The organism is Natrononativus sp. DTA114, assembly GCF_059736515.1.
Genome location: NZ_JCASSN010000001.1, coordinates 339,751 through 351,049, shown reverse-complemented (window position 1 = coordinate 351,049; position 11,299 = coordinate 339,751). Strand labels below are relative to the sequence as shown.

Genomic DNA, 11,299 nt, shown 5'->3' with positions numbered 1-11,299 from the left:
CGTCAGTTCACCGTCGAGACTCAAATGGTTGCACCCGGAAAACAGAAGCCAGGATGGTATTCTACGGATTCCCGACGCCGGGAGTCGGTTTGCCGTCGCCGTTACTCGAGGACGACCAACGGATCGCCCATGTCGACGCTTTCGCCTTCCGCGACGGCGATCTGGCTCACCGTTCCGCCGCGGGAGGCGACGACGTCGTTCTCCATCTTCATCGCCTCGAGGACGACCAGCACGTCGCCGGCGGCGACCTCCTGGCCCTCTTCGACCTCGACCGAGAGGATCGTCCCCTGCATCTCGGCGGTGACGCGCTCGCCGTCGCCCTCGATTGCGGCCTCGGCGCTGCCGGAGTCGCCACCGGCGGGTTCCGGGCGCCCACCGCTCCCGCTGTTTCCACCGCTGGCGGTCGGCAGCGTCGCCGCACCGCGCTCTTCTAAGTTGACCTCGAAGCGCTTGCCGTTGACCTCGACGGTGAACTCTCGCTCGACGACCTCCTCGTCGTCGCCAGCCGCCGCCTCTTCGGTTCCCCACTGGGCCTGAGCTTCCTCGATCCGGCTTCGATCGAGTTCCTCGTCCAGGTACTTCGTGGTGTGTTCGCCGGCGACGAACGTCTCGTCCGAGAGCATCAGTCGGTGGAACGGGACGATCGTCGTCACGCCCTCGATATCGTACTCGCGAAGCGCGCGTAGCGAGCGGGCGATACACTCGCTGCGGTCCTCGCCGTGAACGATGAGCTTCGCGATCATCGAGTCGTAGTCCGTGACGATCGTATCGCCCTGGCGCAGGGCGTCGTCGAGACGGACGCCGACGCCGCCCGGCGGATCGTACGTCGTGAGTTTTCCGCCGGGTGCCGGCTGGAACTCCTTGGCCGCGTTCTCGGCGTTGATCCGGAACTCCATCGCGTGGCCGTCGATCTCGACGTCCTCCTGGCTGAAGGCGAGTTCTTCGCCCGCCGCGACCCGGATCTGCCACTTCACGATGTCGATGCCCGTGATCTCCTCGGTGACGCAGTGTTCGACCTGGATCCGGGTGTTGACCTCGAGGAAGTAGAACTCGCCCCCCTCGACGAGGAATTCGACGGTGCCGGCGTTGACGTAATCGGAGGCTTTGACCCCGCGGCGGGCGGCCTCGCCGATCCGCTCGCGCATGTCGTCGTCGAGCGCCGGCGAGGGACCCTCCTCGATCACCTTCTGGTGGCGGCGCTGGAGCGAACAGTCCCGCTCCCCGAGGTGGCGGACGTTCCCCTGCCGGTCGGCGATGATCTGGACCTCGATGTGACGCGGCGCTTCGAGGTAGCGCTCGAGGTACACGGAGTCGTTGTCGAAGTACGCCTCACCCTCCCGCTGGGCGCTCTCGAGTTGATCCGCGACCTCGCTCTCGTCCTCGACGACCTTCATTCCGCGGCCGCCGCCACCGCCCTCTGCCTTGATCGCGATGGGATAGCCGTGTTCCTCGCCGAACGCCCGAACCTCGTCTGGATCGGTGACCGGGTCCGTGGTCCCGGGGACGATGGGGACGTCGGCGTCGTTCATAACCCGGCGGGCCTTCGTTTTCTCGCCGAGGGTTTCCATCGACTCGCTCGAGGGGCCAATCCACGTGATCCCGTCTTCGGCCTCGACTTTCGCGGCGAACGCGGCGTTCTCCGCGAGGAAGCCGTAACCGGGATGGATCGCGTCGGCGTCGGCCTTCCGTGCGGCCTCGATAACGGCGTCGTGGTCGAGATACGAGTCGGCCGCCCGCGCCGGACCGATGTTGTACGCCTCGTCGGCGTACCGCACGTGTCCCGACTCGGAGTCCGCTTCGGAGTAGACCGCAACGGTACCGACGTTCAACTCTTCGCACGCTCGCATCACTCTGACAGCGATCTCGCCGCGATTGGCTACGAGAACCTTCCGGAACATTCCTGTTCGAATCGTCAGTGGCGCCCTACCTTACTTTTTCGTAACGAGGATTGTCAACCGAGTTGCAGACAGGAGTTGACGCCCGCGCCGCCCCACGGGTATCGCCTGACTCAGAACCGGTCCGTCCGACCCGCCGCAGTCCACGGATCCGTGGGTGCCGTCGTCGGAACGCGCGCGCTGCGTCGTTGCTGCGCCCGGAGTCGACCGGCGTACGCCCAGCGTTTGCCATCCCAGCCGTCCTCCTCGTCCTCGGCCGCGGCAGCCGCGAGTTCGAGGTCGCGGACGTGCGCACCGATGGCGGCGACGATGGCGGCCGCCTCGTCGTCGTCTGCGTCGTCGGGAATCTCGAGGCTGACCGCCTCGCGTTCGACCACCGCCGACTCCGCGTCGGGTGTCTCCGTCTGTCGGGCCATCAGAGGGGGATGTTGCCGTGTTTCTTGTCGGGGTTCTGTTCGCGCTTCGTCTCGAGCATCTCGAGGTCGTCGATCAGCCGAAGCCGGGTTTCGGTGGGGTGGATAACGTCGTCGAGAAAGCCTTTGTCGGTCGCGGTGTACGGGTTCGCGAACTCTTCGCGGTACTCCTCGATGAGTTCGTCCCGGAGCGCGTCTGGGTCGTCGGACTCTGCGAGTTCCTCGCGGTAGAGGATGTTGACCGCCCCCTGGGGCCCCATGACGGCGATCTCGGCGGTCGGCCAGGCGTAGTTGACGTCCGCGCCGAGGTTCTTCGAGGCCATGACACAGTAGGCGCCGCCGTAGGCCTTACGCGTGATGACCGTCAGCAAGGGTACCGTCGCTTCGGAGTAGGCGTAGAGCAACTTTGCGCCGTGACGGATGATCCCGCTGTGTTCCTGGTCGGTGCCGGGCATGTAGCCGGGGACGTCGACGAAGGTGACGATCGGGATATTAAACGAGTCACAGAAGCGGACGAATCTCGAGCCCTTCATCGAGGCGTCGACGGTCAGCGTGCCGGCGTTGACCCGCGGCTGGTTCGCCACGAGCCCCACCGAGCGGCCGTCGAGCCGGCCGAAGCCGACGACGATGTTCTTCGCGAAGTTGTCGGCGACCTCGAAGAAAGAGCCCTCGTCGACCACGCTATCGATAACGTCCGTCATATCGTACGGTTTCTGGGGGCTGTCCGGAACGATCGATTTTAACTCGTCGTCGCGCCGATCAGGGTCGTCCCAGGGATCGACCCGCGGCGGGTCCTCGACGTTGTTCTGTGGCAGGTACGACAGGAGCCGTTTGATATCGTCGAGCGCCTGCTCCTCCGACTGGCAGGCGAACTGGGCGACGCCGGTCTTGCCGGCGTGGGTCATCGCTCCGCCGAGTTCCTCGTGGGTGACGTCCTCGCCGGTGACGGTCTTCGTGACGCCGGGACCGGTGATGTACATGTGGCTCGTGTCCTTCACCATGAAGATGAAGTCCGTGATCGACGGTGAGTAGACCGCACCGCCGGCACAGGGGCCCATGATCGCCGAGATCTGGGGAACGACGCCGCTCGCTTCCTGGTTCCGACGGAAGATTTCGGTGAAGCCGGCGAGCGATTTCACGCCCTCCTGAATTCGCGCCCCCGCGGAGTCGTTGAGACCGACGATCGGCGCGCCGACCTCCATCGCCATATCCATCACCTTGGTGATCTTCTCGGCGAACACCTCGCCCAGGGAGCCCCCGAAGACCGTGAAGTCGTGGGCGAAGACGAAGACGGTGCGGCCATTGACCTCGCCGTAACCGGTAACGACCCCGTCGCCGAGGATCTTCCGTTCTTCCATCCCGAAGTTGTTCGTCTGGTGGGTCCGAAGCTGGTCGAACTCGGTGAACGTGTCCTCGTCGAGGAAGTACTCGACCCGCTCGCGGGCGGTCATCTTCCCCTTCTCGTGCTGGCGCTCGATCCGGTCCTCGCCGCCCCCGAGCAACGCCTCCTCACGGAGTTCCTCGAGTTCCTCGATGCGGTCCTCCATCGTCATCGCGTCGCCCTCCCGTGGTGAGTCATTGGCGGGCACAACGGCAACGGGGAGGAAAAACGTTCTGCAACTGGTATGCTCGGTCGCCCCGACACGGAGCCGGGTCTGGACTTGAGCCGGTGGCGCGAGGATGATCGACCGGTAGCGATCATGATCCGTCGTCGATCCAATAAAAACAAACCGATATTCTGCACTGCGTTTATATATGAGAAGCCAACTCTTAGGAGTATGGTATCGCAGACCAACCGTCGAACAGTGGTGAAGGGTATGGCCGCAGTCGGTGCGATGTCCCTCGCCGGCTGTATCGGTGACGAGGGAGAGGTCGACGACGACGAAACGGGGGATGGGAACGGGGGTGGGGATGGACCCGACGTGTTGAACATCATCGGTTACCCACAGAGTGGCGTCCAGATCTTCCGTGACTTCTACTCCAATTACGACACCGGGACGGAGATCATCGTTCCGGACGGCCTTCGCGACGATGCGCTGCCGGGGGAAGTCGGTCAGGACATGGGGAACGTCACCGGAACGGCACCCTCCTCGGCCGGACCGAACGAAGACGCCTTCGAGGAACTGTACGAGGACGAGTACGGGCAGACTGCTGGCGTCTTCAACTCACACACGTTCGACGCCGTCGCGGTGTGCATCCTCGCGAACATCGCCGCGGGCGACAACGACGGCGAGGCGCTCAAGATGCAGGTGCGTAACATCGCCAATCCCAACGGCGACGAGTACGGTCCGGGGGAACTCGAAGAAGCTGCCGAAGCCGTCGCCGACGGCGAGTCGATCAACTACCAGGGCGCCTCGAGCGCCGTCGACTTCGACGACGTCGGCGACCCCGCAGAGGCCGCCTATGACATCTGGAACTTCACCGACGACGGCACCGAAACCTCCGATACGCTGGAGTTCGAGGGCCAGGAGCCGGGCGGCGAGGCGGCCGACGAGGTCACCGGTGGTACCGACCGCGACGAAGTGAGCGTCAGCATTCTGCTCCCGCAGACGGGCGACCTCGGCGAACTCGGGAGTCTGATGATCCAGGCCGGCGAACTCGCCGTCGACCAGTTCGAGGGCGTCTTCGACATCGACCTCGCGGTCGAGGACACCCAGACCGACGAGGACACGACGATCAGCGCGGGCGAGTCGCTCATCGACGCCGGTTACCCGTCGATCATCGGGGCCGCCTCCTCCGGGAACTCGGTTCCGCTGACCGGCGTCACCAGCGGCGCGAACGTCGTCCAGTGTTCGCCGGCGAGTACGGCACTCAGCCTCTCGAACATCGAAGACGACGGCTACTTCTTCCGGACCGCTCCCAGTGACCTCCTCCAGGGACAGGTCATGGCGGACGTGTCGTCCGACGAACTCGGTGCGGGGACCGCAGCGACGCTGTACGTCAACAACGACTACGGCCAGCAACTCTCCGAGCAGTTCGCGGAGTCCTTCGAGGAGAACGGAGGCGAGGTCCTCCAGGAAGTCTCGTTCGAACCGGAGCAGGGATCGTACACCGGCGAACTCGAGTCGGCGCTCTCCGACTGAGCATCGACCGGAGCCGCTTTTTCGAGCGTCACAGCCCCCAGTTAGCCCTGCGTTCGAGAATCGTCGGTCCGTCGCTCGAGTGAGACGTGAGTGAATCGGGCAACACAAAGGATCAGTACCGTCTGGGCGCGAAAAATCGGCCGGCGCTATCCGCCGAGGAAGTCCCGCCGAACCTGCTCGTCGTTCAGCAGCGCGTCGCCGGTGTCGACGTATCGGTTCTGTCCCTGGACGAGCACGTAGCCGCGATCGCACCGTCGCAGCGCCTCCTTGGCGTTCTGTTCGACGACGAGCACCGCGGTCCCGTGTTCGTTGATCGTGTCGATGTGGTCGAACATCTCGTCGACCAGGTCGGGCGCGAGTCCGGCGCTCGGCTCGTCGAGCAACAGTAACTCGGGGTCGAGCATCAGCGCCCGTCCCATCGCGACCATCTGCTGCTGGCCGCCGCTCATCGTCCCTGCCTTCTGGTCGCGGCGCTCCCTGAGCACCGGGAACTGCTCGAAGACGGCCTCGAGAGCGTCTTCGGGGACCTCGTCGAGAATGTACGCACCCATCTCGAGGTTCTCTTCGACCGTCAGCGAGGGGAAGACGTTGTCGTTCTGCGGGACGTAGCCGATCCCTTCGTGAATGATCTCGTCGGGCGAGCGACCGGTGATGTCTCGCTCCTGGAACGCGACCGTGCCGCCCATGTACGTCGTCAGACCGAACACCGACTTCATCGCCGTCGACTTCCCGGCGCCGTTGGGACCGACGATCACGACGTACTCCTCGTCCGCGACCTCGAGGTCCACCTCGGTCAGGATCTGCAGGTCGCCGTAGCCCGCGTCCAGGTCGTGAACGTCGAGCATCGCCATCAGACGTCACCCCCGAGGTAGGCCTCGATCACCTGTTCGTCGGAGGTAACCGCTTCGGGCGTCCCCTCCGCGAGGACCTGTCCCTGGTGCATGACGATCACGTGCTCGCAGTGTTCCATGATGAGATCCATGTCGTGTTCGACGATGAGAAACGTGTATCCTTCCTCGCGGAGTTCGTGGATGTGTGCCAGGAGCTTCTTCTCGAGGGTGGGGTTGACCCCCGCAAACGGCTCGTCGAGCAGGAGCATCTCGGGGTCGGTCATCAGTGCGCGGGCCATCTCGAGCAGTTTCCGCTGGCCCCCCGAGAGATTCCCCGCCTTCTCCTCGGCGATGTGTTCGATCTCGAAGAACTCGAGGGTGTCCCAGACGCGCTCGAGCAGTTCGTACTCCTGTTCCTCGACTTCGCGTCTCGCGATGGGCGTAACGGACCGCCAGAGTGCCTCTCCCAACTGATCTTTCGCGGGGAGCATCAGGTTCTCGAGAACCGTCATCTCGGACATTTCGCGGGCGATCTGGAACGTCCGGACGAGGCCGTAGTCGACGCACTGATTGGGCTTGATGCCGGTGATGTCAGTCCCCTGGAATCGAACGGCTCCGGCGTCGGGTCGGTGAATTCCCGTGATCAGGTTGAACGTCGTCGACTTTCCGGCGCCGTTCGGACCGATGAGGCCGGTGAGCGAGCCGGAAGCCACTTCGAAGGACGCGCCGTCGACGGCCGTGATCCCGCCGAAGTTCTTTCTGAGGTTCTCGACGGCGAGTTCGGTGTCAGTCGCGGGTTCGGAGGTCGTCACGACGTCCGTCGCCTGCGTCTCGGAGGTAGTGTCGCTCACGACTGCTCACCCCCGTGCTTTCCGCCGGTATTCTCCGGCGGGCGCCCCATCAACGGTATCGCCGCCGCCGTCTCCTCACGATGGCCGAGCAGCCCTTGCGGGCGTCGTTGCATCAGGAGGATCAGCGCCACCCCCATAAGGACGAACTGCAGCGTCAGCAACTCGTCGAACGCGTACCGAAGGAAGGGGAACGGGTCGGCCGAGAGGAGGGGCGCGACCGCACCGTCGAACGTGTTGGGTGCACCGCCCACGTCGATCGCCGATTCGATGAGCCGGCGGACGTAGCGCGGCCCTTCGAACAGCACCGCGATGAACAGACCGGAACCGAGGACGCTGCCGGTGTTCGAGCCGGCGCCGCCGATGATCAGCGCGATCCAGATGTAGAACGTCACGTGCGGGCGGAACGCCTCGGGCGTCACGCCCGTTCGGCGGAACCGCCAGAGGATGCCGGCGAGTCCCATCAGCGCACAGCCGAGCACGAACACCTTGATCTTGAACATCTGAGTGTCCTTGCCGAGCGACTGGGCGGCCTCCTCGTCCTCGCGAATCGCCTTGAGAACGCGGCCGAACGGCGACCGGCTGGTCCGCTGAATCAGCCAGTAAAAGCCCATCAGGACGATCACCAGAACCATCGAGTACGCGAGCGCCCGCGCCTGGACGGGACCGAACCCGAACAGACTCTCGGTCAGCTCGACGAAGCTGGTGAACGCATCGAGCTGGAAGATGACGTTCATCGGATCGTCGTAGTTGCGAATGAGGCCGCGACCGCCGCCGGTTCCCATCGACTGCCCCAGAATCGTAAACTCCTGGAACGCCGACGAGGTCAGCGAGAGGCGAACGATTTCGGCGAACGCGATGGTCGTGATCGCGAGATAGTCCGCACGCAGTCGAAGCGCTGGTATCGCGACGATCAACCCCGCGAGACCCGCGGCGATCACGCCGCCGGCCATCGCGATCGGGATCGGTAGGCCGAGCCCGGCGTACTGGGCTGCACCCGTCGGATCGGCGGGTTTCGCCAGCATCATCGTGACGTACAGTCCGATCGCCATGAATCCCGCGACGCCGATGTTGAACAGTCCCGTGTACCCCCAGTGGAGGTTCAACGCCAGGACCACCATGCTGTACAGTGCGATGAGGTAGGTCAGTCGACGCAGCGTGTTGACGATGCCGTCGACCGAGTACCCAAGCGCCAGCCCGATGAGGGCGTAGGCGACGTAGATCGCCCCGAGGACCGCGAGGATTTTCACCGCGTCGTGCTCCCAGAGTTTGTCCATCCGTTCTCGAGTGTTGGTGGTGCTCATGCTGTCGTCTTCCCTCCGAACAGTCCGGACGGTTTGATCAGCAGTACGAGAATCATGATCAGGAACGCCGTGATCGTCGTGAAGTCAGCGCTCGGCATCCAGACCATCGAGAGCTGCATCGTGAGCCCGATAACCAGCCCGCCGACGATCGCGCCGTAGATCGATCCGATGCCACCGAGGATCACCGCGGCGAAGATCAACAGCAACAGGAGCCAGCCGAACTGCCAGTTGATCGTTCCGGTCCAGAGAACCATGAGGTAGCCGGCCGAGCCGGCGAGACCGCCGCCGATGATCCACGTCCACCGGATCACTCGCTCGGTCGGGATCCCCGTCACGAGCGCCAGATCGCGGTTGTCGGACATCGCCCGCATCGCTTTCCCCAGTTTCGTCCGCTGGAGGAGGAGATGCACGCCAAGCATGAGTCCGACGACGGCGACCAGTAGCGTGACGTCGTGTGCGTTGATCTGTACCCAGCCGTCGACGAGCAACACCGACGTGGACGGCACCTCGCTACCCGCCGTCGTCCCGCGCGTACGCGAGGAGTAGACGAAGACGATGATGTATCGGAGCGCGAACGCGACCCCGATGCTGGCGATCAACAGCGGAATGCCGCCCGAGCCACGCATCGGTTTGTAGACGAATCGGTCGATCAGCAGTACGAATGCGGCGGTGCCGACGCCCGCGAGGACGAGTCCCGCGAGAATTGCAAACGGCGTCGACGCGATTGCGATGTCGAGTTGTGCACCGCCAATACCGCGCTGGGGTCCAACGAGCGCCAGGTGTCCGACGTTCTCCAGCACTCCGCTCAGCCCGAGAGCACCCCAGCCGGCGACGAGGTACGTGACCCCCCAGCCGATGAACGCGCCCGAGGTAACGTAATCCCCGTGAGCGAAGTTCGCGAAGTTCAGTATGCTGTACGTCATCGAGAGGCCGATCCCGGCGAGACCGATGATCAACCCGTACATCAGTCCCTGCCAGAGATACCGACCGACCTGGGCGAGACCGTATCGCCCCTGTGCGATCCCGATGACCAGATCCGCGAGAAGGAGGAGCCCCCCGAATCCGACGACGAGCATGAAGATTTGCTCGTTGGTCAGTTCACGACCCCGATTAACCACTTCATCTACTGTAGACATTCATAAACCTCCGTGCCAACGAGCTATTTCCGCGAGTATGTGTTATATGTTGCGGTGAGCCATACTACCAATCAGCAGCCTCGTGTCGGCCTGGAGACACGGTCCGTGTTTTCACGAGACGCGTACTCGCCGGTTCACACTAGACGCCATGGAACGTGGGTACAGATTAACAACTGCTACACGGGTGTCAGCAACGCAGTATTTGCATGCGAGTAACTCGAGAAAGGCGACGGTTCAGCGGGGTGGCCAGACGTGTCATCCCTGCGGATGTCGGGTGTCGCTCCACGTCAAACCGCTGATGCGTAATTTCGACAATTCGCTAGCAAGAACGGGGAACACACGGCAAATCGCCGCTCCGTCACAGTAGGTATATATAGGGAGATTATGTATGCCGTGATATGGCACAACGAGAAACGTGGGCCACGAGGACGGGATTCATCCTCGCAGCGGTCGGGAGTGCAGTTGGTCTAGGTAACATCTGGCGGTTTCCGTTCGTAACCGGGGAGGGGGGAGGATCTGCGTTCCTGCTCGTATACCTCCTGTTCGTCGCGCTCATCGGATTTCCAGCGATCCTCGCCGAGTTCGTCGTCGGCCGACGAACCGAGCGCAACCCGGTCGGCGCGTTACTCGAGTTAGGTGGAGACGCCTGGAAGTACGTCGGTGGGATCTTCATCGTCACCGGATTCGTCATCCTCTCGTACTACAGCGTCGTCGCTGGCTGGTTTATCAGGTACTTCCTGCTGGGCTTTACCGACAGCTACGGCGGCCACATCGACACGATCGGCGGGGGCGACCCGCGGCGATGTTCGGTGAGCTTGCGACCGGCCTCGACGCGTTCGTTTTCCACACCGTGTTCATGGCGCTGACGGTCGGAATCGTCGCACTCGGCATCCGGCGGGGGATCGAACTCGCGGTGAAAGTGATGGTTCCGGCGATCATCGTCTTGCTCCTCGGACTGGCCGTCTGGGCTGCGACGCTCCCCGAGGCCGGGGGCGGCTACGAGTACTACCTCTCACCGGACTTCGGCGTGATCGCCGGCAACTGGATGGAGCTTCTGCCGGCCGCTGCGGGGCAGGCGTTTTTCACTCTCTCGCTCGGGATGGGGGCGATGATCACCTACGCATCCTATCTCGGTGAAGATCGTAACCTCGCGAAAGACGGAACCGCGATCATCGGCTTCGACACCGGAATCGCGTTTATCACTGGACTGGTCGTCTTCCCGATCATGTGGGCCGGTGACCTGACTGAGCCAGGCGAGGGTGGCCCCGGTGAGATCTTCGTCGCGCTGACGCAGGCGTTCGCGGAAATAGGTGGCGGGCAGCTCATCGGCCTGCTGTTCTTCGGCACCGTCGCCATCGCCGCGCTCTCGAGTGCGATCTCTCTGCTCGAGGTCGTCACCGCCTATGTCATCGACGAGAAGGGCGTCGAACGCTGGAAGGCCGCGCTCGGAATGGGTGGAACGATCTACCTTCTTGGCGTTCCCGTGACGTGGGACCTCATCTTCCTCGACCTGCTCGACGGGTTCGCCGACGCCATCCTGCTCGTCTTCGGCGGGATGATGCTCATGATCCTCGTCGGCTGGGTCGTCCCACAGGTCGCGATCAACGAACTCGAGAAGGGGATCGGCCCGCTGAACGGCCTCGGAACTGCCTGGATCTGGGCGGTCAGAGTACCGATCATCGTCGTGCTGGCGATTTCGCTGTACCTCGGCATCATCGAGTACGTCGAGTTCCTGCAGACCGACTTCGCCGGCTGGTTCGAGGAGAACCCCTAGACCATCCGCGGTAGCG

General features: G+C 63.7%; 8 protein-coding genes and 1 pseudogene. 2 read left to right on the top strand and 7 right to left on the bottom strand.

The genetic code is table 11. The features are described from left to right. Positions 1-101 precede the first annotated feature (101 nt). The 3 genes from AC6I6S_RS01840 to AC6I6S_RS01830 all read right to left on the bottom strand — a co-directional run bounded on the left by AC6I6S_RS01840 (position 102) and on the right by AC6I6S_RS01830 (position 3,855). Positions 102-1,898 carry an acetyl-CoA carboxylase biotin carboxylase subunit gene (locus AC6I6S_RS01840; RefSeq protein WP_497948009.1) on the bottom strand — a complete coding sequence of 599 codons (1,797 nt, stop codon included), beginning with the start codon at positions 1,896-1,898 and terminating at the stop codon, positions 102-104. 110 nt (positions 1,899-2,008) lie between these two features. Further along, positions 2,009-2,311, bottom strand: a complete 303-nt coding sequence (locus AC6I6S_RS01835; RefSeq protein ID WP_497948008.1) for a DUF8022 family protein — start codon at positions 2,309-2,311, stop codon at positions 2,009-2,011. Further along, positions 2,311-3,855: an acyl-CoA carboxylase subunit beta gene (locus tag AC6I6S_RS01830; protein ID WP_497949284.1), complete on the bottom strand. Its 1,545-nt coding sequence runs from the start codon at positions 3,853-3,855 to the stop codon at positions 2,311-2,313. Before AC6I6S_RS01830 ends, AC6I6S_RS01835 begins: the two co-directional genes overlap by 1 nt. Positions 3,856-4,086: 231 nt before the next feature. Here AC6I6S_RS01830 and AC6I6S_RS01825 point away from each other — a divergent pair, with 231 nt between their 5' ends. Further along, positions 4,087-5,391: an ABC transporter substrate-binding protein gene (locus tag AC6I6S_RS01825; protein ID WP_497948007.1), complete on the top strand. Its 1,305-nt coding sequence runs from the start codon at positions 4,087-4,089 to the stop codon at positions 5,389-5,391. Positions 5,392-5,537: 146 nt separating this feature from the next. On the opposite strand, the gene AC6I6S_RS01820 is transcribed toward AC6I6S_RS01825, so the two are convergent. The 4 genes from AC6I6S_RS01820 to AC6I6S_RS01805 are packed head-to-tail and all read right to left on the bottom strand — an operon-like array spanning position 5,538 to position 9,509. After that, positions 5,538-6,242, bottom strand: coding sequence for an ABC transporter ATP-binding protein (locus AC6I6S_RS01820; RefSeq protein WP_497948006.1), 705 nt, complete (start codon positions 6,240-6,242; stop codon positions 5,538-5,540). Continuing rightward, positions 6,242-7,033, bottom strand: coding sequence for an ABC transporter ATP-binding protein (locus tag AC6I6S_RS01815; protein ID WP_497949283.1), 792 nt, complete (start codon positions 7,031-7,033; stop codon positions 6,242-6,244). The genes AC6I6S_RS01820 and AC6I6S_RS01815 overlap by 1 nt, the downstream gene beginning before the upstream one ends. 35 nt (positions 7,034-7,068) lie before the next feature. Beyond that, the gene (locus tag AC6I6S_RS01810) at positions 7,069-8,373 is read right to left on the bottom strand and encodes a branched-chain amino acid ABC transporter permease (protein ID WP_497948005.1); all 1,305 of its coding nucleotides are present in this window, start codon (positions 8,371-8,373) and stop codon (positions 7,069-7,071) included. Continuing rightward, complete coding sequence (locus tag AC6I6S_RS01805; protein ID WP_497948004.1) at positions 8,370-9,509, bottom strand: branched-chain amino acid ABC transporter permease; 1,140 nt, start codon at positions 9,507-9,509, stop codon at positions 8,370-8,372. Before AC6I6S_RS01805 ends, AC6I6S_RS01810 begins: the two co-directional genes overlap by 4 nt. 398 nt (positions 9,510-9,907) lie before the next feature. Between AC6I6S_RS01805 and AC6I6S_RS01800 the strand changes: the two are divergent. Next, positions 9,908-11,283 (top strand): annotated as a pseudogene (locus AC6I6S_RS01800) (sodium-dependent transporter). The last annotated feature ends 16 nt before the right edge of the window (positions 11,284-11,299 follow it).